We start from the raw sequence: 21,394 nt of genomic DNA on the forward strand, positions 1-21,394 counted from the left end.
AAACTGTCGGGCGCGCTTCGCGCCTCTCACGCAGCCGCCGTCAGCCTTTCGCCGGCGATGCGGTAGGAGATGGCTTCGGCGAGATGGATGCGGCCGACGGTCGGCTTGCCGTCGAGATCGGCCAGCGTGCGGGCGACCTTGAGCACGCGGTGGTAACCGCGGGCGGAGAATTTCATCTTCTCGGCGGCGTCGCGGAGCAGCTGCAGGCCGCTAGCGTCGGGCTCGGCCAGTTTCTCGATCATCGAGGTGGAGCAGCGGGCATTGGTGCCGATGCCTTTTGCGCCTGTGCTTTCGAAGCGCTCCTGCTGGATTTCGCGGGCGCGAGCGACACGACGGGCGACGTCGGCGCTGGTTTCGGCGGCCATCGGCCGGATGAGGTCGGCGGCGGAGACGGCCGGCACATCGATGCGGATATCGATGCGATCCATCAGCGGGCCGGAGATGCGGGCCTGATAATCGCTCATGCAGCGCGGGCCGCGGGCGCAGGTATGGCCCGGCTCGCCGGCCATGCCGCAGCGGCAGGGGTTCATTGCCGCGATCAGCTGGAATTTCGCCGGATAGGAGACGCGGTGATTGGCACGCGCAATGACGCATTCGCCGCCTTCGAGCGGCTGGCGCAGCGCATCGAGCGCCTGCGGCGTGAACTCGGGAAACTCGTCAAGAAAGAGCACGCCGTGATGGGCAAGGGAGGCTTCGCCCGGACGGGCGCGCAGGCCGCCGCCGACAAGGGCCGCCATGGTGGCGGAATGATGCGGGGTGCGGAAGGGCCGGCGATCGGAAAGCTTGCCGCCGGAGAGCTGGCCGGCGATCGAATGCACCATCGACACCTCCAGCAGCTCGGCGGCCGAAAGCGGCGGCAGGATCGACGGCAGTCTTGCCGCCAGCATCGACTTGCCGGAGCCCGGAGGACCGACCATCAGCAGATTATGGCCACCGGCGGCCGCCACCTCGAGCGCCCGCTTGGCGCTTTCCTGGCCCTTGATTTCGGCAAGGTCCGGCAGGTTTGCGGCATTGGCGCGGATCGACGCTTCCGGCCTGGATAGGACCTGCGTGCCGCGGAAATGATTGGCAAGGGCGATCAAGCTGCGCGGTGCGAGGATATCGACGTCCGAGCCCGCCCAGGCGGCTTCGGCGCCGCTTTCGGCCGGGCAGATCAGCCCCTTGCCGAGCGCATTGGCACCGATCGCAGCCGGCAGCGCGCCTGATATGGCGGCGATCGTCCCATCGAGGTTGAGTTCGCCGACGACGACAAAATCCGACAAGGCATCGGCAGGAATGGCGCCGAGCGCGGCCATCAGGGCAAGGGCGATCGGCAGGTCGAAATGCGAGCCCTCTTTCGGCAGGTCGGCAGGCGCCAGATTGACCGTCACGCGCTTGGCCGGCAGCGCCAGGCCGGAGGCGTGGAGGGCGGCCTGCACGCGCTCGCGGCTTTCGGCAACCGCCTTGTCAGGCAGGCCGACGATCTGCATCCCGACCTTGCCGGGTGCAACCATGACCTGGACCTCGACCGGTACACCTTCGATGCCCTGAAATGCAACCGTACTGACACGCGCGACCATAAGCCCATCCCCTTGCCGCAAACTTTTATATACCGCCCCGCAGCCTTTATCGATGCACCCAAAACTGTTGCACAGTTTTGGGCGACATGCATTAAGGCCAGCGGTTGCAATCTGGCATGGACGCAGGAATAAAACAAGAACAATCAAAGAACATAGTCAGGCATCCGCTGTGACCTTGGTTGTGCTCGGTCGCGGGACCAGAACGGTCATGGGCGCCTGGCTCAGCCGCGCTTGCGCTCGATCGCATCCCAAAGCAGAGCTGCTATATCGGCGCCGCCGAACTTCTTGACCTCGCGGATGCCGGTGGGCGACGTGACGTTGATCTCGGTCATGTAATCGCCGATCACATCGATGCCGACGAGCAGGAAGCCGCGCTCCCTCAGCGCCGGGCCGATGCGGGCGCAGATTTCCTGTTCGCGCGGCGTCAGTTCGGTCGCCTCAGCGCGGCCGCCGACATGCATGTTGGAGCGGCTGTCGTGTTCGGCCGGCACGCGGTTGATGGCGCCGGCGAATTCGCCGTCGATCAGGATGATGCGTTTGTCGCCCTTGCGCACGTCGGGCAGATATTGCTGGGCGATGAAGGGCTCGCGGAAAAGCTGGCCGAACATTTCCAGCAGCGAGGAGAGATTGCGGTCGTCGCGGGTCGAATGGAAGACGCCGGCGCCGCCATTGCCGTAAAGCGGTTTCAGGATGATATCGCCCATCTCGTCGCGGAAGCGGCGGATCTCGGTGGCATCCTTGGTGATCAGCGTCTTCGGCATCAGGTCGGAGAATTCGGTGACGAAGATTTTTTCCGGCGAATTGCGCACCCAGGCCGGATCGTTGACGACGAGCGTCTTCGGATGGATGCGCTCGAGCAGATGCGTCGAGGTGATATAGGCCATGTCGAAGGGCGGGTCCTGGCGCAGCAGCACGACATCCATGGTCGCGAGATCGACGCGCTCGGGCGCGCCAAGCTCGTAGTGATCGCCCTTGACGTCGCGCAGCACCATCGGCTCGACGCTGGCATAAAGCTTGCCGTCGCGGAAGCTCAGGCGATCGGGGGTATAATGGAAGAGCCTGTAGCCGCGCGCCTGGGCTTCCAGGCTCATGGCGAAGGTGGAATCACCTGCGATATTGATGCCTGCGACATGATCCATCTGGACCGCTACATTGGTGATCTTGGCCATTTCCATCCCTCGCTGAATGCCGGACAGATGTAGGTCGGCCAGATATCAAACGCAACGGTCAATCAAGGGCTTCGGCGGCTCCGACGATCTTCAGGCGGCGATGCCCTGGTTGCCGTTGTTGCGCAGCATGTTGCGGAGACGGTAGGCGATCGCCAAGGGCTTCGGGAAGGGCTTGCGCAGGAAGGCGACCTTGCGGACGTAATTGTCGACCCGCCAGCTCGCCCAGGTTCCGCCGGCGAAAAAGGCGACGTCGCCGGCGCGCAAGGTTCGTTCGGTGCCGTCCTCGGCGGTGATATGGACCTCGCCTTCGAGGATCATCACCGTCTCGTCCCAGCCGAAGCGCCAGCGAAATTCACCCGCCGTGCAGTCCCAGATCGCCGTCAGCGAGGCCTCGTCATGGCCGCGCGAATGTTCGGCGGTGCGGGCCTGCGGATTGCCGTTGATAATCCAGTCCGGATTGATCGGTGTGGATTTCAGCGGCAGCAGATCGCTCGCATGCGCGACGAAGGATTTTCCGGCCGGCTTCGCCACGGCAGCATACGGTACCGAGCGCGCGGCCATGGCGACCGCACTTGCAAGCATCAGCTTCCAGGCCATGAAACAACCCCCAATTGCTACCCTACCGAGTCGATAGCAGAGAGTCGTAAGGACCTGGTTCAAGCGGGGACTAAAATTTTAACGATCCGGAAATCGGATGGGGCGAAAGGAGGTCAGAAGGCATCAATAAAATGCCGCGGCAGCCGGCCCGGCATGATCGCCACGATATCATAACGCTGGGAAAGGCGGGCCTGATCCGCCTGGCGGGCAAGCCAGAGATCGCTTGCCGCCCGTATCCGCTTTTGTGCGGCGACAGAGACGGCGTCGACCGCCGCCGCCTCGCCATGGCGGGCCTTGACCTCGACGAAGACGGCGAGATCGCCCTTGCGGGCGATGATATCGATCTCGCCGAGCCGGGTGCGGTGGCGCAGCGCCAGGATGCGGTAGCCCTTCAGCATCAGGAAGACGGCCGCGACATATTCCGACATGCGGCCCCGGCGCAGCGCCTTCCTTCTGATCGCGGTGAGATCATTATCGCCCATCGGCGTTCTTGATCTCCAGCAGGCGCTGGTAGAGCACCTTGCGCGGCAGGCCGGTGAGGCGGGCGGCTTCGGTGGCGGCGCCTGCCGTCGGCATTGACTTCGACAGGTCGGCCAGCACGGCTTCGACATCGGCCTCAGACGTCTCGACCGGCTCCGGCGGACCGATCACCAGGACGATCTCGCCCTTGACGTTTTCCACCTGCTGATAATGCGCCGCAAGGTCGGCAAGCGTGCCGCGGCGGAACTCCTCATAGGTCTTGGTCAGCTCGCGGCAGACGGAGGCGGGCCGAGTGCCGCCCAGCACATCGGCGGCGGCCAGAAGCGTTGCGCCGATGCGATGCGGCGATTCAAAGAAGATCAGCGTCGCGGGCGCTGCTGCAAGTTCACCGAGGCGGTCGCGGCGGGCCTTGTCCTTGGCCGGCAGGAAACCGGCGAAAAGGAAAGCATCGTTCGGCAGGCCGGAGCCGACAAGGGCTGCGAGCGGCGCGGAGGCGCCGGGAATGGGAATGACACGGTAACCTGCCGCTATCGCCTGTTGCGCCAGCCGATAGCCGGGATCGGAGACCAGCGGCGTGCCGGCATCGGAAACCAGCGCCACCGATCGCCCGGCTTCGAGCGCCTGCAGCAGCCTTGGGCCAGCTTCGTCGGCATTGTGCTCATGATAGGCAAAGGGGCGGTTCTGGATGCCGTAGCGGTCGAGCAGCACGCGGGTGACGCGCGTATCCTCGCAGGCAAGCACATCGGCGCCGGCCAGCGTTTCGAGCGCCCGCAGGGTGATGTCGCCGAGATTGCCGATGGGAGTGGCGACCAGATAGAGCGCCGGCTCCAGCGGCCGCGCCGGGACCGTTGCATTGTGCAGGCGGAAGCTTCGCCGGGTGGCGGCGTCCGCTGTCGTTTCCTCATTCATGCCATTTGCTTTCGTCCCGCCGGCTCGTCGCCGGCATCGAACCCTTATGGGCGAGCCGCACCGCTTCGGCAAGGGTTCGGATTTCTGTGAGCATTGCTCTGGAAAACCGCAAATGCAGGGGTGCCGACGTCCATGCCTCTTGCAAAGCAATGCTGAAGTCTGCCATTTTGCCCGTCCACTCCCCCGGCCTCAAGCCGGGACAGCATTCTTCGGGTGCTCGATGCGCCCGGACAGTCACGGTCGAAAGCGGTAGCATCCCATGCGTATTACTATTGAGCGGTCAAACCTGTTGAAATCGCTGAACCACGTCCACCGCGTGGTCGAACGTCGCAACACGATCCCGATCCTGTCCAACGTATTGCTCAAGGCCGACGGCCAAAAGCTCGACATGAAGGCGACCGACCTCGACCTCGAAATCACCGAGGCGACCCCTGCTAGCGTCGAGCAGCCCGGCGCCACCACCGTTCCCGCGCATCTCCTCTACGATATCGTGCGCAAGCTTTCCGACGGCTCGGAAGTGCTGCTTGCCACCAGCCCGGATGGCGGCGCGATGACCGTGCAGTCCGGCCGCTCGAAATTCTCGCTTCAGTGCCTGCCGGAATCGGACTTCCCGGATCTCACAGCCGGCACCTTCACCCATTCCTTCAAGCTGAAGGCGGCCGATCTGAAGATGCTGATCGACCGCACGCAGTTCGCGATCTCGACGGAAGAGACGCGTTATTATCTGAACGGCATCTTCTTCCACACGATCGAGAGCAACGGCCAACTGAAGCTGAGGGCGGTTGCGACCGACGGCCACCGGCTGGCGCGCGCCGATGTCGATGCGCCCTCCGGCTCCGAGGGCATGCCCGGCATCATCATTCCGCGCAAGACGGTCGGCGAGTTGCAGAAGCTGGTCGACAATCCCGAGGTGATGGTGACCGTCGAGGTCTCCGACGCCAAGATCCGGCTGACCATCGGCTCGATCGTCATGACCTCGAAACTGATCGACGGCACCTTCCCGGATTATCAGCGCGTCATCCCCACCGGCAACGACAAGGAAATGCGGGTCGACTGCACGAGTTTCGCACAGGCCGTCGACCGCGTCTCGACGATCTCCTCCGAGCGCGGCCGCGCCGTAAAGCTGGCGCTTTCCGAGGGGCAGCTGATGCTGACCGTCAACAATCCCGATTCCGGCAGCGCGACGGAAGAAGTTGCCGTCGGCTACGACACGGATGCGATGGAAATCGGCTTCAACGCCAAGTACTTGCTCGACATCACCGCCCAGCTTTCCGGCGAGGAAGCGATCTTCCTGCTTGCCGATGCCGGCTCGCCGACGCTGATCCGCGACACGGCGGGCGACGATGCGCTCTACGTGCTGATGCCGATGCGCGTCTGACCGGAACGAAGGCCGCTCATTGCCGTTTTTCCTCCTGTCAAAACGGAGGATCCCATGACCAAAAAGACGGGAACGGTGCGTATCGGCATATCCGGCTGGACCTATGCGCCCTGGCGCGGCCAATTCTACCCGAAGGACCTGCCGCAGAAGCAGGAACTTTCCTATGCCGCCCGGCACTTCCGGTCGATCGAGATCAACGGCACCTTCTACGGATTGCAGCGGCCCGAAAGCTTCGGCCGCTGGCGCGAGGAAACGCCGGAGGATTTCGTCTTCGCGGTCAAGGGACCGCGCTTCATCACCCATATGCTGCGGCTGCAGGATATCCAGACGGCGCTCGCCAATTTTCTCGCCTCCGGCGTTTTGCGGCTCGGCCCCAAGCTCGGGCCGATCCTCTGGCAATTCCCGCCGAACATGGCCTTCGACCCATCCCTTTTCGAGAGCTTTTTGTCGCTGCTGCCGCACGACCGCGACGCGGCGATAACGCTTGCGAAGCGGCACGACTGGCATATCAAGGGACCGGCCTGGCTTAAATGCGACGGGCACCAGCCGATCCGGCATGCGCTGGAGATTCGCCACGAGAGCTTCCGCTCACCCGCCTTCATCGAGATGCTCAGGCGTCACAGAGTCGCTCTCGTCTGCGCCGATACGGTGAAATGGCCGCTGCTGATGGATGTCACCGCCGATTTCAGCTACTGCCGCCTGCATGGCTCGGAAAAGCTCTATGTCAGCGGCTACGAGGACGAAGCGCTCGACATATGGGCGCAACGCATCCGCGCCTGGGCCACGGGCGGAGAACCGGAGAATGCGACGCGGGTGCTGGCGCCCGTAGCGGCGCGCAGCAAAGGTCGCGACGTCTATCTCTATTTCGACAATACCGATGTGAAGATGCGCGCGCCTATCGATGCCGATCATTTGAGCGAAAGGCTCGCCGATCTCATGCCCGGTTCAGCGCCGAAAGCCGCATGAACTGTTGATGCCGATGTCCTTGTTGCGAAAATCCTTGTCCCTTAAGCGACAAGCGGCATATTAAGGCATTCGATCAACATGCGGATGGGTGGAGAATGAGCTTACGGGTCAAGGTGAAGGAACGGTTCGGGAAGAGGTTCGACGACGAGATCCGCTTCTTCCGGGGCATGATGCAGGGGCCGAAGACGGTGGGCTCGATCGTGCCGACCTCCTCGATCACGGCCAAGCGCATGGCAAGCGTCGTCGACATCCATTCCGGGCTGCCGGTGCTTGAACTCGGACCGGGCACGGGCGCCATCACCAAGGCCATTCTCGGCCGCGGCGTCCGTCCGGAAAATCTCGTCGCAATCGAATATTCGACGGATTTTCATAAACATCTGCAGCGGACCTATCCCGGCGTGCACTTCATCAACGGCGATGCCTTCGATCTTCAGGCCACCCTTGGCAATTTCAGCGGTCTCACCTTCGATTCCGTCGTCTCGGGCATTCCGCTGCTGAATTTCCCGATGGCGAAGCGCATCTCGCTGCTCGAAAGCCTGCTCGATCGACTGCCGGCCGGCCGGCCGATGGTGCAGATTTCCTATGGCGCGATCTCGCCGATCGCCGCCAATCCCGACCGCTACCATATCCAGCATTTCGACTTCGTCATGCGCAATATTCCGCCGGCGCAGCTCTGGATCTATAAGCGCGGCTAAGATGTTCGGGATCTACATCACTCATCCGCAGGTCAGGATCGACGCCAACGTGCCAGTGCCGAAATGGGGACTTTCCGATGTCGGCGCGGCGCGCGCCCGCAAAGCGGCAGAGAGCGGCTGGGCCAAGCAATTGCGGCGCATCGTCTCCAGCGACGAGACGAAGGCGATCGAGACGGCCGAAATTCTGGCGAAAGCTTCCGGTGTGACCGTGGAGATCGTCCACGCGACCCACGAAAACGACCGCACGGCCACCGGCTTCCTGCCGCCGCCGCAATTCGAAGAGGCGGCCGACTGGTTCTTCGCCCATCCGGAACAAAGCTTCAAAGGCTGGGAGCGCGCCGTCGACGCGCAGGCCCGCATCGTCGAGGCCGTTAATGCCGTTCTCGCCACGCATGATGCGACAGCGCCGATCGCCTTTGTCGGCCATGGCGGCGTCGGCACGCTGCTCAAATGCCATCTGGCGGGCAGCCCGATCGCGCGCGACCGCGACCAGCCCGGCGGCGGCGGCAATCTCTATGCTTTCGGTCTTGCGGATCGGCGCCTAACATGCGACTGGACGCCCATCGAAGACTGGCAGGGGTGACTTCAGATGGACGCACGCGAGCGGTTGATCGTCGGCCTGGATGTTCCAACGATCGGCGAGGCGGAAAGACTGGTTTCCACGCTCGGCGACGACATTCTCTTCTACAAGATCGGCTATCAGCTGGTCTTTGCCGGCGGCCTGGAATTCGCCCGTGATCTTGCCGCCAGCGGCAAGAAGATCTTTCTCGACATGAAGCTGCTCGACATCGACAACACCGTTGCCTCCGGCGTCGAGAACATCGCCAAGATGGGCATGTCGATGCTGACGCTGCATGCCTATCCGAAAGCCATGAAGGCGGCGGTCGAGGCCGCGGCCGGCTCCGGCCTCTGCCTGCTGGGCGTGACCGTGCTGACCTCGATGGATGCCGACGACCTCGCCGAGGCCGGCTACAGCCAGGATCCGCACAGCCTGGTGCTGCGCCGCGCCGAACAGGCGCGCACAGCCGGTATGGGCGGTATCGTCTGCTCGGCGGAGGAAGCGGCTGCGGTGCGCGAAATCGTCGGACCCGACATGGCGATCGTCACCCCCGGCATTCGCCCTGATGGTAGCGACAAGGGCGACCAGAAGCGGGTGATGACGCCTTTCGACGCGCTGAAGGCAGGAGCGACGCATCTCGTCGTCGGCCGGCCTGTCGTCAAGGCGCCGGATCCCCGGGATGCCGCCCGCGCGATCCTCAGCGAGATGGTGACGGCACTCTGGCCGGCAAACCGCTAATAGTTTCAACGACAAAAGGGAGAAGATCATGGCCAAGGGATATTGGATCGCCCGCGTCGATGTTCGCGATGCCGAGCGCTACAAGGATTACGTGGCGGCGGCCAAGCCGGCCTTCGAAAAATATGGCGCGAATTTCCTGGCGCGCGGCGGCGCCTTTACCGAACTCGAGGGCAAGGCGCGCGTCCGCAACGTGGTGATCGAATTCCCGTCGATGCAGCATGCGGTCGACTGCTATAATTCGCCGGAATACCAGATCGCCGCGAAAATCCGCCAGGAAGCCGCGGATGCGGAAATGGTCGTCGTCGAAGGCGTCTAGAGCGCCGTGCGTCTTTCGGACGCACAAAGGACGCTCTAGCACTTTAAATCTACTCATCGTGCCTTCCGAAAATCGATTCCGATTTTTGGAAGGCACGATGCGTTAGGCGCCCTCGCATTCGCAAAAAACTGACGGCGTGATGGGCCTTCCCGTCGCGCAGGGATTCGGCTAAGACGGAGCCAATCAAGCATTCCGCAAAGCCTTTCGAGGAGCCTGCCATGACCCTTGCCAACCTGCCGCCGCTCGTCACCGTGTTCGGAGGGTCGGGCTTCGTGGGCAGGCACGTGGTTCGGGCGCTGGCCAAGCGCGGCTATAACATCCGCGTCGCCGTGCGCCGTCCCGATCTCGCCGGCTTCCTGCAGCCGCTCGGCAATGTCGGCCAGATTTCCTTCGTGCAGGCGAACCTGCGCTACCGCGGCTCGATCGATCGCGCCGTCGACGGTGCGAGCCACGTCGTCAACTGCGTCGGCATTCTGCAGGAGACCGGCCGCAACACTTTCGACGCCGTGCAGGAATTCGGCGGTCGTGCGATTGCTGAGGCGGCGCGCAGCGCGGGTGCGACGCTGACGCATATTTCGGCGATCGGCGCCGACGCGAAATCCGATTCGGACTATGGCCGCACCAAGGGTCGCGCCGAAACGGCCATCCTCTCGGTCAAGCCCGATGCGGTGATCTTTCGTCCGTCGATCGTCTTCGGACCGGAGGACAGCTTCTTCAACAAGTTCGCCCAGATGGCGCGCATGTCGCCGATCCTGCCGCTCATCGGCGGCGGCAAGACGAAATTCCAGCCTGTCTATGTCGAAGATATCGCCGAGGCCGTCGCCCGCGCCGTCGACGGCAAGGTTGCCGGCGGCAAGGTCTATGAGCTTGGCGGGCCTGAGGTGCTCAGCTTCCGCGAATGTCTCGAGACGATGCTGAAGGTAACGTGCCGCAAGAACCCGCTGGTATCCCTGCCCTTCGGCATCGCTTCGATGATCGGCAGCATCGCTTCGCTGGTCCCCTTCATAACGCCGCCGATCACGCCGGATCAGGTGCGCATGCTGAAGCGCGACAATATCGTCTCCCCGGAAGCCGAGGCGGAAGGCCGCACGTTGAAGGGCCTCGGCATTGCGCCCACCATGGTGGCATCGGTGCTCGGCTCCTATCTGGTGCACTATCGTCCGCACGGCCAGTACACCGGCACCGGCAAGGCCGCCTGACCATCTTTTCCAACCGATGAGATTGGCCGTCTGCGGATCCCGCGAGCGGCCTTTTGGCGTTGCCGTGTCCTGCAAAGCCCGGCGCAAGTTTGAAGTGTTTTGGTGCTCGGCATATTCAGCGGCGTTGCATAAAAGACGCATCGGAAATTTTGTGGGATTAACACCAAATTTAGCAGGAACGTTTATTGCTATTTGTCATTCCACTGACTACCAAACCCGCGCGTCCCCCAACGGACTCAACGCCTGCGGTCGCGCGCGGCAATCACTGTGAAAGGCAATTCTCAATGGGCAAGTCAATCGCGCTCCTGTTTGCGTGTGCGGCGCTGGTTATCCTTGCAGGCTCTTTCGTTGCGCCCGGTTCGGTCGCGGCGGTAAAGGGCGATTGCTCGCCGGCCTACGGCGTCGATCCTTGCTCGACGGCTTCGATCATCCATTGACGAAAAGCCCGGCCCTGCGCCGGCATCCTGCTCCAAGCAAGCAGTCGATCGAAACGCCTGATACAGGGCGCTTCTAGATCATCGCTCAGTTTCGCCTGCTTCAAAGCGGCGGTGGGAGCGTTTCCCCTCAATGACCAACTGAAAAATTCGGCGCCTTGCCGGTAATCGGGTGCCTGTTTGTGCGGTCCGACGGGGCATTTGCATTCGCGCCGGGAGTTGCGCGAATGCAATGCAGGGCGGGTGTCTCAGGCAATCAAGCCGGTCGCGGCCATGCCGAGCAGCAAAACACCGAGAATGATGCGGTAGATGGCAAACAGGGTAAACCGGTTGCTCCTGATATAGGCAAGCAGCCATTTGACCGCGATGAAAGCGACGACGGTGGAGACAACGAAGGCGATGCCGAGCGCCGTCCAGTCTTCGCCTGCCGCTCCGCCATCCCTGAAGGTCTTCAGCAATTCATAGGCGCTGGCCGCGTACATTGTGGGAATGCCGACGAGAAAGGCAAACTCGGTCGCCGCGGCCCGGTTGCCCGTGCCTGCCAGCATGGCGACGAAGATCGTGGCGCCGGAGCGCGAGGTTCCCGGGAAGACGCCGGCAACGATCTGGGCGATGCCGACCAGGATGGCGACAAGCCAGGTAATCTCTTTATGCGGCGGCCTGCGGGCGGCCGCCCATTCGGCAAAGATCATCCAGATGCCGCCGATGATGAGCGCCCAGGCGATCGGTGTCGCAGTCTCCGGCAGTTCAAAGCCGAGCTTCTTGACGACCAGTCCGAGAATGGCGGTGATGAGAAAGGCGACGATCAGCTTGGCGGCATAATCGCGGTTGGCGGGGTCGCGCCAGCCAAGCACCAGATCCACCAAGCGACGCCAGTAAATGATGGTGACGGCGAGGATGGCGCCCGCCTGAATAACGATGTTGAACATATCCGACCGATGTCCGAGCCATTGCTCGGCAATGATCAGGTGGCCGGTGCTCGAGATCGGCAGGAACTCGGTGATCCCTTCTATGACGCCGAGAATTGCAGCATTTATATAATCCATACATTGTCTCCGGTTTAAAGTTCGGCCGGGTCTGAGCGCTTGGGTCGATCAGGCCGCCGTTTCCAATCATTCGTTAGACCGTGTTTCGCCATTATCAGATGGCCTGAAAAATCCGATTCGCTTGTATTGGCGGGGCCAAGCTCCTATAGCTTCAACCAATGAGTCATGACTAGGGCGCTATAATCGAGCTGCCACACAGTCCTGTAACAGCAATCACAAAGCCCGAGTATCTATGCCCACGCTTTATCATCATCCCATGTCATCCGCATCTCGCTTCGTCCGGCTGATCCTGGCGGAATACGGCTATCAGGCGGATCTGATCGAGGAGCAGACATGGGAGAAGCGCCGGGATTTCCTGGCGCTCAATCCGGCCGGCACGCTGCCGGTCTATGTCGACGACAGCATGCGCGCGCTCTGCGGCGCGAGCGTCATTTCCGAATATCTGGACGAGACGCACGGCGTCTTGAAACGCGACCGGCGGCTGCTCGCCGAAGACCCTTTCCAGCGGGCGGAAATCCGCCGGCTGACCGAATGGTTCATGCAGAAGATGGAAAACGATGTGACCAAGCCGCTCGCCCGCGAGCGTGTCTATAAGTTGCAGATGACCGCCGATCAGGGCGGCGGAGCGCCGGATTCGAAGGTTCTGCGCACGGCCCGCGCGAATATCCGCCAGCATATGCGCTATCTCACCTGGCTTGCCGGCTCGCGTCAGTGGCTGGCGGGCGAGCGGATGAGCTATGCCGACCTTGCCGCCGCGGCCTCGATCTCGATCCTCGATTATCTCGGCGAGATCGAGTGGGCGGATTCGCCAGTCGTCAAGGACTGGTACCAGCGGCTGAAGTCGCGTCCGTCCTTCCGGCCGATGCTGACCGAGCGCGTGCGCGGCCTGACACCGGTTTCACACTATGCCGATCTGGATTTCTGACGAGGGCTCTTCATGCCCGAACCTGACAATGACGACAAAGAGCGCCGCCGCCGCGACAATTTGACCGAGTTCGTCCGGGCAGAATCTGCCGCCAAGGGCTTCGATCTCTGCCGCATCACGCGCCCGGATGCGATCCCGCAAGCGAAAGAGCGCCTCGGCCAGTTCATCGATGCCGGGCGCCACGGGACGATGGATTGGATGGCGGAGACGCGCGACCGGCGCGGCGATCCCCTGACACTCTGGAGCGAGGTGCGCTCCGTCGTCGTCTTCGGCCTCAATTACGCTCCGGAAGAAGATCCCCGCGCTATCCTCGACAAGCCGGACAAGGCAGCGATTTCCGTCTATGCCCGCAACCGCGATTATCACGACGTCATCAAGGGCCGGCTGAAGGAGATCGCCACGCGCTTTGCAGCGCGGGCAGGCGCCGACGTGAAAGTGTTCGTCGATACGGCGCCGGTCATGGAGAAACCGTTGGCGGCGGCGGCCGGGCTCGGCTGGCAGGGCAAACATACCAATCTCGTCAGCCGCGTTCACGGTTCCTGGCTGTTCCTCGGCACGATGTTCACCACCGCCGATCTTGCCGTCGACGCGCCGGAGATCGATCATTGCGGCTCCTGCCGCGCCTGTCTCGACATCTGTCCGACGGCTGCCTTCCCGGCGCCTTACCAGATCGACGCGCGGCGCTGCATCTCCTATCTCACCATCGAGCACAGGGGACCGATCGACGCCGATTTGCGCGTATTGATCGGCAATCGCATCTACGGCTGCGACGACTGTCTTGCCGCCTGTCCCTGGAACAAGTTCGCAAGCTCCGCCTCCGAGATGAAGCTCAAGGCGCGGGAGGATCTGAAGGAGCCGTCGATCGCCTTTCTGCTGACGCTTGACGATGCCGCCTTCCGTGCCTTCTTCAGCGGCTCGCCGGTGAAGCGGATCGGCCGCGACCGTTTCGTCCGCAATGTGCTGATCGCCGCCGGCAATTCCGGCGACAAGGCGCTCATCGGGCCGTGTCGCGGGCTTTCGGAGGATCCCTCGCCCGTGGTGCGCGGCATGACGGTCTGGGCGCTTTGGCGGCTGATGGAGGCTGGCGAATTTGCGGCCTTTGCCGCACAAAGGGCGGACGAGAGAGATGACGACGTCCTGAACGAATGGCGATTGGCGGGAGTGGGCTGATGCATGTGATGATCTTTGGCTGCGGTTATTCCGGCACGGCAATCGCCAAGGCCTTTGCCGGCGACGGCGTGCGGGTTTCCGGCACCACGCGCTCGCCTGACAAAGTGGAAGCGCTCCGCCAGAACAGCATCGAAGCATTCCTTTTCGACGGCGAGAGCATGGAAGAGGGGTTGCGCCAGGCTTTGGACGGCGTCACCCACCTGGTTCAATCGATCGCCCCTGGAAAGGCCGACCCGCTGCTGCGGCTGCTTGATAAAGACGGCGCACGCCTGCTGCCGAAGCTTGAATGGATCGGTTACCTCTCCACCGTCGGCGTCTATGGCGATCACCAGGGCGCCTGGGTGAGTGAGGAAACGCCGTGCCTGCCCGTTTCCGGACGGTCGACCGAGCGGCTCGAGGCGGAAGAGGGCTGGCTGGCGATGGGCCGGGAGCGCGGCGTGCCGGCGGCGGTGCTGCGCCTTTCCGGCATCTATGGGCCGGGCCGCAACGCCTTCTGCAATCTGGACAAGGGCACGGCGCGACGGCTGATCAAGAAGGACCAGGTGTTCAACCGCATCCGCGTCGAAGATATTGGCGCAGCGACACGCTTTCTGTCGGAGCGCGGCCTCGGCGGCATCTATAATGTCACCGACGACCGGCCCGGCCCGCCGCAGGATGTGATCGTCGAGGCAGCCCGCCTGATGGGCGTCGAACCGCCGCCGGAGCAGGCGTTCGAGACCGCCGAATTGACGCCGATGGCGCGCACTTTCTACGGCGAGAACAAACGGGTTTCGAATGCAAAACTCAAGGCCGCCGGCTTCGCATTTTCCTTCCCGAACTATCCTATGTCGCTTGCGCAATTGTGGCGGGATGGATGCTGGTGGGGGGAGTAGAACTCAGTCCTGTTTGCGACGGATGCGATCACCCAAAATGAGTAGGAAATTCCTACTTTCCCGCTTTGGCCGGATAATTTTCGCCGCATATTATGGTTAACGGCCTTTGAATTTGCCCAAATGTGGCAGTAAATATGGCGAAATCGGAAAAATATTTTCGCGATTTTCGTGAACGCCGAGGCGTTAACTATCCCTTCGGAAAATTCGTTCGGATTTTAGCTGATTTTATTAGGTTTTTTCTACCTTTTGGCGCGGCGCTCATTCCTGGAATCCCGATATTACCCTCACGAATGTTACGGATTGTAATAATCCGTGAACTGGCGCGGCACTTTTTCGCCACTTTTTCACAGATTTAAGCCCCGCCGCCTGCAAGGGCGTGAGTTCAATAGTTGAGGGATACTCTGTTTTGAAGAACATACGTCGTTCTATTATCGCCGCTGTAACTATTGTAGCCTGTTCTTCCATGCTTCCGGCAGAGGGTTTTGCTGGCAATGGCTGTGGCGGTGCTTCATGGTACGCACTTCGCTCCAAAACTGCTTCCGGGGAACGTATGAATCCTGCCATCTTGACTGCTGCACATCGTTCGCTTGCTTTCGGCACCAAGGTGAAGGTCACCAACCGCAACAATGGCCGCACAGTCGTCGTTCGCATCAACGATCGTGGTCCGTTCATCCGTGGTCGTGTGATCGACCTGTCGCGCGCCGCCGCCCAGAATATCGGCATGGTGAGCTCCGGCACTGCGAAGGTCTGCTACCAGGTCGTCAGCTGAGGCCGCCACTGACTGTGCCGGAAGCGGCGCTTGCTCTTGCCGTCAATCGCGGTTACCACCCGGTTGAGACTTGTGAACAATTGACTGCGTGACACTCGCGTTTGCGCTGATCGTTCACACGCCACGGCAACAGGAGACATGTGAATGCGTCTGGGCGGCCGCCTCGAAGGGGCGATTTCTGTGCTCGCGGACATCGATGCCCGCAAGCGGCCCGTCGCCGACGCGCTGAAGGACTGGGGCCTCGCGCACCGCTTCGCCGGCTCCGGCGATCGTGCAGCGATCGGCAACATTGTCTATGACGCACTGCGCATGCGGCTTTCCCATGCCTGGCTGATGGATGACGACAGTCCTGCTGCCATTGCCCATGGCGTCATGTTCCGCCAATGGGGTTTTTCACCTGACAGTCTTGCCACTGAGCTGGCGGACGACAAGTTTGCGCCGGCGCCACTTTCAACCGACGCTGTTGCGGCCTTTCAAAGCCGCTCGCTCGACGATGCGCCGCCGCATATCCGCGGCGATATTCCCGAATGGGTCCAACCCTCCTTCGAACAGGCCTTCGGCGCCGCCTGGCTTGCCGAGGCACAGGCGCTCGCCGCCCGCCCGACGCTCGATCTGCGCGCCAACCTGCTCAAAGCCTCTCGCGACAAGGTCGTCAAGGCGCTCGAAAGAGCCAACGCGCATGCAGCGAAGATCGCCCGCTACGGCATCCGGATTGCCGCTGGCGAAGGCGCCTCGCGTCTTCCCAACGTGACTGCCGAGCTTTCGTTCCAAAAAGGTTGGTTCGAAGTTCAGGATGAGGGATCGCAGATCGTCGCCGACCTGGTGCTCGCCCATGATGGCGAACAGGTTCTCGACTATTGCGCCGGCGGTGGCGGCAAGACGCTCGCCATGGCGGCGGCCATGCAGAACAAGGGACAGGTTCACGCCTATGATGCCGACCGCAAACGGCTGGCGCCGATCATCGAACGGCTGAAGCGGGCGGGCACGCGCAATGTCCAGGTGCATGACGACGCCAGGGCGCTCTCCGCCCTTGCCGGACGCTGCGACAAGGTGCTGGTCGACGCGCCCTGCACCGGCACCGGCACGTGGCGCCGCCGCCCCGATACGAAGTGGCGGCTGACGGCGAAGAACCTCGACGAGCGCATCGCCCAGCAGCAGGACGCGCTGGCGCAGGCGAGCGGCTTCGTCAAACCCGGCGGCGATCTGATCTATGTCACCTGCTCGGTCCTGCCCCAGGAAAACGAGGAGCAGGCGCGCCGCTTCACGGCCGACAATCCTGATTTTCAGCTCGTCAGCGCCCTGCCCGCCTGGGAAGCCCTGTTCGGCAAGGACGCCCCGCGTCCGCATTCGTCCGACGGCCTGACGGTGACGCTGACGCCCGCCTCCACCGATACCGACGGCTTCTTTTTCTGTCGTATGCAGCGGAAGGGCTGACGCGGTTTAGCGAAGGCCCGCTACGGATCGTGATGCCGCGGCGGAATGGCGCGGTTGCTGCCAATTTTTCAAGCGGATGCCGTTCAAAAAAGCCAGGTTGGCAACGTCTGTCCGTTCTTAAAACCATTCCAAACTAGAGCGTTTGACACAAGTTTGCTTTTGCGCGAAGAGACGGAGCCCGATTAGACGGAAAATCCCGTCACAGGAGAGGATCATGAAGCTCAACCGCAAATTCCGCGCAGCCGTGCTGGCGATCGCCCCCGCCGCCCTGCTCGCCCTTCCCGCGCATGCCGAGACTGATGCTGCCGCCGTGGTGAAACACTATGCCGGTGTGGCACATGCGAAATACGAGGACTCGCTGACGACGGCCAAGGCGCTCGACGCCGCGATCGACGCCTTCCTGAAGGCGCCGACCGATGCGACGCTCAAGGCCGCCAGAGACGCCTGGATCAAGGCGCGCGTCCCCTACCAGCAGACGGAAGTCTATCGCTTCGGCAATCCGATCGTCGACGACTGGGAAGGCAAGGTCAATGCGTGGCCGCTCGATGAAGGCCTGATCGACTATGTCGACGCTTCCTACGGCACCGAGAGCGACGAGAATTCTCTCTACGTGGCAAATGTCATCGCCAACAAGACGATCAAGATCGACGGCAAGGATGTCGACGCTTCCAAGCTGACGCCGGAATTCCTCTCCGGCACGCTGGCCGAGGCCGGCGGCATCGAAGCCAATGTCGCGACCGGCTATCATGCCATCGAATTCCTGCTTTGGGGTCAGGATCTGAACGGCACGGGACCCGGCGCCGGCGACCGTCCGGCAACCGACTACGACCTCAAGAACTGCACGCACGGCAATTGCGACCGCCGCGCCGAATATCTGAAGTCCGCCTCCACCCTGCTCGTTTCCGACCTGCAGGAAATGACCGACAACTGGAAGCCGGACGGTGCAGCGACGAAGAACGTCGAAACCGATCCGAAGGCCGGCCTCGTCGCGATTCTGACGGGCATGGGTTCGCTTTCCTACGGCGAGCTTGCCGGCGAGCGGATGAAGCTCGGCCTGCTGCTGCACGATCCCGAGGAAGAGCATGATTGCTTCTCCGACAACACCTACAATTCGCATCTCAACGACGCGATCGGCATCGCTGCCGCCTATACCGGCAACTATACCCGCGTCGACGGCACCAAGCTCAGTGGCCCGTCGCTGCATGATCTGGTGGCCGCCAAGGACAAGGCGCTCGATGCCGAAGTGGAAGGCAAGCTCAACAAGACGCTCGAAGCGATGAATGCCATGGCAAAGCGCGGCGAGACCGTCGAGAAGTACGACCAGATGATCGGCGAAGGCAACAAGGAAGGCAACGCCGTCGTTCAGGCCGCTATCGACGGGCTGATCGACCAGACGAAATCGGTGCAGCGCGTTATTGCCGCACTCGATCTCGGCACGGTTCAGCTTGAAGGTTCCGACAGCTTGGATAATCCTAACGCCGTCTTCAAATAAGCAAAAAGGCGGGCCGCTTCGAAAGCCGGAGCGGCCCGGACCCTGAAATGTCGCATGCCCCGGCCCGCCGATTTTTCGCCAGCGCAACGCTCTGCGCCACGCTTGCCGGTTTTTCCGTCAGCATCGCAGCCGGTTTCGACCTGCCGACGAAACGCACCGACCTCTCCGAATCCGATCTGCAACGCGTCGCCGACGTCACCCGGCCGACAGCGGATTTTTCCAAAGCCGAACAATACGAAGCGATGCAGGCAGGGGCTACGACCTCGATCGACCCTGTCACCGAGGACAGTTTCTCGCATATTTCGGCCAACATTCCCTTCGAGGAAGAGCAGAATTTCAAGCTCGGCAATGCGCTCTTCCGAAAGCTCTGGGTGTCCGCTCCCTCCTCGACGCAGGCTTCCGATGGTCTCGGGCCGCTGTTCAACGCCCGCTCCTGCATGAGCTGCCATGTCAATGACGGCCGCGGCAAACCGCCGGAGGGAGGCCCGAGCGCCACCTCGATGTTCCTGCGGCTTTCCCGCGCCGCCACGACGCCGGAGGACGAAAAGGCCATCGCACAGGCTGATGTCGTCAATTTTCCCGATCCGGTCTACGGCCATCAGCTGCAGGATCTCGCCGTTCCTGGCCTTGCTGCCGAAGGGAAGATGGTGATCAGCTACCGCGAAGAGAGGGTGACGCTCGGCGACGGCGAGACCGTGTCGCTGCGCCGGCCGAGTTATGCGGTGACGAACCTTGGTTATGGGCCGCTCGACCCGGCGACGACGATTTCGCCGCGGGTCGCCTCGGCGATGATCGGCCTCGGACTGATCGAGGCCATTCCCGAGGCCGACATCCTTGCCCATGCCGATCCTGATGATGCCGACGGCGACGGCATTTCGGGGAAGGCGGCGATCGTGCGCGACCACCGCAGCGGTGGGATCGCGCTCGGCCGGTTCGGCTGGAAGGCGCAGAACGCCACGGTGCGCGACCAGAGTGCCGATGCCTTCGCCAATGATATCGGCATCTCGACGCCCGATCACCCGGATGCGCAGGGCGACTGCACCAAGGCGGAAGAGAAATGCCGTGATATGCCGACCGGCGTGCAGAAACGGCTGGGCGCGGAAGAAGCGCCGGGTGCCATTCTCGACCTCGTCACCTTCTATTCCGGAAATCTTGCCGTTCCGGCACGGCGCAAGGCGAGTTTCGCCGAGACGCTGCAGGGCAAGCGGATTTTTTACGAAAGCGGCTGCATTTCCTGCCACATGCCGAAATTCGTCACCCGGCGGGATACGCCCGACAAAGCGCAGTCCTTCCAACTGATCTGGCCCTATTCCGACTTTCTTCTGCACGACATGGGCGACGGGCTTGCCGACGGGCAGCAGGTCGGCCTTGCAAGCGGACGTGAATGGCGCACGCCGCCGCTATGGGGTATAGGACTGACCCGGACTGTCAGCGGACACAGCTTTTTCCTGCATGACGGCCGTGCGCGGAGCCTCACCGAAGCGATCCTCTGGCATGGCGGCGAAGCTGAAAAGGCCCGCAACGCTTTCTCCTCCCTGTCGACAGACGACAGGGCGGCCCTGATTACATTCCTGGAGTCACTTTGATGCGCCTTTGGCACCCCCTGCTCTGCCTTACTCTGATCGGCCTCGCGACATCAGCGGCCGCCCAGACGGCCACTCCCCCGGCAGGGCTGAACGAGGATGCCGTTCCCGCCGTCATGCAGCGCGCCGTCGACGAGGTGATCCGTCCCGGCTATCGTAACATGCAGCAATCAGCCGCCCGGCTGACGACGGCAATGAAGGATCTTTGCGCCGACGGCACGCAGCAGACGCTCGACAAGGCGAAGTCCACCTTCGACGACACGATCCGCTATTGGTCGATCATCGAGATCGTCCAGACCGGACCTGTCATCCAGGACAATCTCTTCGAGCACATCCTGTTTTATCCCGACCGTAAGGGCGTCGGCCTCAAGCAGGTGCAGGCGCTGATCGCCAAGGCCGACCCGAAGGATGCGACCGTTGATGCGATCGCCGGCAAGAGTGTTGCGTTGCAAGGCCTGACGGCGCTGGAATACGTGCTTTACGGCAATGGCTCCGACGATCTCGTCGGGCAGAAGGGCAGTTTCCGCTGCCTTTACGGCGAGGCAGTCGCCGGCAATATCCAGCGTGAGGCCGGCGAAGTCGTCGCCGCCTGGGAAAAGCCCGACGGCGTGCAGGCGAGCTGGAAACATCCAGGCCCGCAGAGCAACGATTTCATGGACAACAAGGAAGCGGTGACGGCGCTGCTCGGCATCCTCGTCCATGGCGCGGAGAATGTCCGCGACCAGCGGCTGGAGCAGTTCTACAAGGGCAAGGACACCACGCCACGGCCGCGCATGGCGATCTACTGGCGCTCCAAGAATACCTGGAAATCGATGGCCGCCAATCTGGAGGGCCTGCGCACGCTCTGGCAGAAGGCCGGCATGGCCGAACTTCTGCCGCCGGACAAGCAGCCGATCGCCGCCTCGATCGATGAGGACTTCAAATCGCTGCTCGACAGCGTACCGAAGCTCAATCCCGACATCGACGTCGCCACAAGCGATGAGGAGAAGGCCAAGCTCGATACGCTGCTTGCCGAGAGCCGCGACCTGATCACCCGGATCAGCGACGAATATGGCGCGGCGATCGGCCTTTCGGCCGGCTTTTCTTTTTCGGACGGAGACTGAG

The 21,394-nt window shown here is 62.5% G+C and carries 22 protein-coding genes; 16 read left to right on the forward strand and 6 right to left on the reverse strand.

Annotated features, from left to right (window positions below):
* Window positions 1–26: 26 nt before the first annotated feature.
* From G9X67_RS24010 to rsmI, 5 genes are all read right to left on the reverse strand, one after another.
* A complete protein-coding gene (locus tag G9X67_RS24010) occupies window positions 27–1,559 on the reverse strand; it encodes a YifB family Mg chelatase-like AAA ATPase (protein WP_171599854.1) in 1,533 nt (510 codons plus the stop codon).
* Between the two features lie 221 nt (window positions 1,560–1,780).
* Window positions 1,781–2,728, reverse strand: a complete 948-nt coding sequence (gene gshB, locus G9X67_RS24015) for a glutathione synthase (RefSeq protein WP_171599855.1) — start codon at window positions 2,726–2,728, stop codon at window positions 1,781–1,783.
* A 90-nt stretch (window positions 2,729–2,818) separates the two neighbouring features.
* Window positions 2,819–3,325: a cupin domain-containing protein gene (locus G9X67_RS24020; protein ID WP_171599856.1), complete on the reverse strand. Its 507-nt coding sequence runs from the start codon at window positions 3,323–3,325 to the stop codon at window positions 2,819–2,821.
* 113 nt (window positions 3,326–3,438) lie between these two features.
* Window positions 3,439–3,807 carry a YraN family protein gene (locus tag G9X67_RS24025; RefSeq protein WP_138388384.1) on the reverse strand — a complete coding sequence of 123 codons (369 nt, stop codon included), beginning with the start codon at window positions 3,805–3,807 and terminating at the stop codon, window positions 3,439–3,441.
* Entirely contained in the window at window positions 3,797–4,714 is a 918-nt protein-coding gene (gene rsmI, locus G9X67_RS24030) for a 16S rRNA (cytidine(1402)-2'-O)-methyltransferase (protein ID WP_138332244.1), read from the reverse strand. Before rsmI ends, G9X67_RS24025 begins: the two co-directional genes overlap by 11 nt.
* Window positions 4,715–4,973: 259 nt before the next feature.
* On the opposite strand from rsmI, the gene dnaN reads away from it, so the two are divergent.
* The 8 genes from dnaN (at window position 4,974) to G9X67_RS24070 (ending at window position 11,002) form a co-directional block, all read left to right on the forward strand.
* Window positions 4,974–6,092 carry a DNA polymerase III subunit beta gene (gene dnaN, locus G9X67_RS24035; protein WP_003544738.1) on the forward strand — a complete coding sequence of 373 codons (1,119 nt, stop codon included), beginning with the start codon at window positions 4,974–4,976 and terminating at the stop codon, window positions 6,090–6,092.
* Between the two features lie 54 nt (window positions 6,093–6,146).
* Window positions 6,147–7,058: a DUF72 domain-containing protein gene (locus G9X67_RS24040; RefSeq protein WP_171599857.1), complete on the forward strand. Its 912-nt coding sequence runs from the start codon at window positions 6,147–6,149 to the stop codon at window positions 7,056–7,058.
* A gap of 95 nt (window positions 7,059–7,153) precedes the next feature.
* Window positions 7,154–7,753, forward strand: a complete 600-nt coding sequence (gene pmtA, locus G9X67_RS24045; protein ID WP_017990040.1) for a phospholipid N-methyltransferase PmtA — start codon at window positions 7,154–7,156, stop codon at window positions 7,751–7,753.
* Between the two features lies 1 nt (window position 7,754).
* Entirely contained in the window at window positions 7,755–8,336 is a 582-nt protein-coding gene (locus G9X67_RS24050) for a histidine phosphatase family protein (RefSeq protein WP_138388387.1), read from the forward strand.
* Window positions 8,337–8,342: 6 nt separating this feature from the next.
* Complete coding sequence (gene pyrF / locus G9X67_RS24055; RefSeq protein ID WP_138332241.1) at window positions 8,343–9,050, forward strand: orotidine-5'-phosphate decarboxylase; 708 nt, start codon at window positions 8,343–8,345, stop codon at window positions 9,048–9,050.
* Window positions 9,051–9,078: 28 nt separating this feature from the next.
* Window positions 9,079–9,366, forward strand: a complete 288-nt coding sequence (locus tag G9X67_RS24060; protein WP_012759832.1) for a DUF1330 domain-containing protein — start codon at window positions 9,079–9,081, stop codon at window positions 9,364–9,366.
* Window positions 9,367–9,584: 218 nt separating this feature from the next.
* Entirely contained in the window at window positions 9,585–10,565 is a 981-nt protein-coding gene (locus G9X67_RS24065; RefSeq protein WP_138388388.1) for a complex I NDUFA9 subunit family protein, read from the forward strand.
* Window positions 10,566–10,849: 284 nt separating this feature from the next.
* Window positions 10,850–11,002, forward strand: a complete 153-nt coding sequence (locus tag G9X67_RS24070) for a hypothetical protein (protein ID WP_003544729.1) — start codon at window positions 10,850–10,852, stop codon at window positions 11,000–11,002.
* Window positions 11,003–11,247: 245 nt separating this feature from the next.
* Here G9X67_RS24070 and G9X67_RS24075 read toward each other — a convergent pair whose 3' ends face one another.
* Window positions 11,248–12,045 (reverse strand): undecaprenyl-diphosphate phosphatase, encoded by a 798-nt coding sequence (locus tag G9X67_RS24075; protein ID WP_138388389.1) that lies wholly within the window; start codon window positions 12,043–12,045, stop codon window positions 11,248–11,250.
* A 232-nt stretch (window positions 12,046–12,277) separates the two neighbouring features.
* On the opposite strand from G9X67_RS24075, the gene G9X67_RS24080 reads away from it, so the two are divergent.
* The 8 genes from G9X67_RS24080 (at window position 12,278) to G9X67_RS24115 (ending at window position 21,393) form a co-directional block, all read left to right on the forward strand.
* On the forward strand, window positions 12,278–12,970 hold the full coding sequence (locus G9X67_RS24080; protein ID WP_003544722.1) for a glutathione S-transferase family protein: 693 nt from the start codon (window positions 12,278–12,280) through the stop codon (window positions 12,968–12,970).
* A gap of 12 nt (window positions 12,971–12,982) precedes the next feature.
* Window positions 12,983–14,140: a tRNA epoxyqueuosine(34) reductase QueG gene (gene queG / locus G9X67_RS24085; RefSeq protein ID WP_171599858.1), complete on the forward strand. Its 1,158-nt coding sequence runs from the start codon at window positions 12,983–12,985 to the stop codon at window positions 14,138–14,140.
* A complete protein-coding gene (locus tag G9X67_RS24090) occupies window positions 14,140–15,012 on the forward strand; it encodes an SDR family oxidoreductase (protein ID WP_171599859.1) in 873 nt (290 codons plus the stop codon). Before queG ends, G9X67_RS24090 begins: the two co-directional genes overlap by 1 nt.
* A gap of 406 nt (window positions 15,013–15,418) precedes the next feature.
* A complete protein-coding gene (locus G9X67_RS24095; protein WP_003544717.1) occupies window positions 15,419–15,781 on the forward strand; it encodes a septal ring lytic transglycosylase RlpA family protein in 363 nt (120 codons plus the stop codon).
* A gap of 144 nt (window positions 15,782–15,925) precedes the next feature.
* Entirely contained in the window at window positions 15,926–17,215 is a 1,290-nt protein-coding gene (locus tag G9X67_RS24100) for an RsmB/NOP family class I SAM-dependent RNA methyltransferase (protein WP_138388392.1), read from the forward strand.
* A 214-nt stretch (window positions 17,216–17,429) separates the two neighbouring features.
* The gene (locus tag G9X67_RS24105) at window positions 17,430–18,707 is read left to right on the forward strand and encodes an imelysin family protein (RefSeq protein ID WP_138388393.1); all 1,278 of its coding nucleotides are present in this window, start codon (window positions 17,430–17,432) and stop codon (window positions 18,705–18,707) included.
* A gap of 47 nt (window positions 18,708–18,754) precedes the next feature.
* A complete protein-coding gene (locus tag G9X67_RS24110; RefSeq protein WP_171599860.1) occupies window positions 18,755–20,293 on the forward strand; it encodes a di-heme oxidoredictase family protein in 1,539 nt (512 codons plus the stop codon).
* The gene (locus G9X67_RS24115; RefSeq protein ID WP_171599861.1) at window positions 20,293–21,393 is read left to right on the forward strand and encodes an imelysin family protein; all 1,101 of its coding nucleotides are present in this window, start codon (window positions 20,293–20,295) and stop codon (window positions 21,391–21,393) included. The genes G9X67_RS24110 and G9X67_RS24115 overlap by 1 nt, the downstream gene beginning before the upstream one ends.
* Window position 21,394: the final 1 nt, after the last annotated feature.

Origin of the sequence: Rhizobium sp. WYCCWR 11152 (assembly GCF_013087615.1) — a bacterium.
GTDB classification, from domain to species: Bacteria; Pseudomonadota; Alphaproteobacteria; order Rhizobiales; family Rhizobiaceae; genus Rhizobium; species Rhizobium indicum.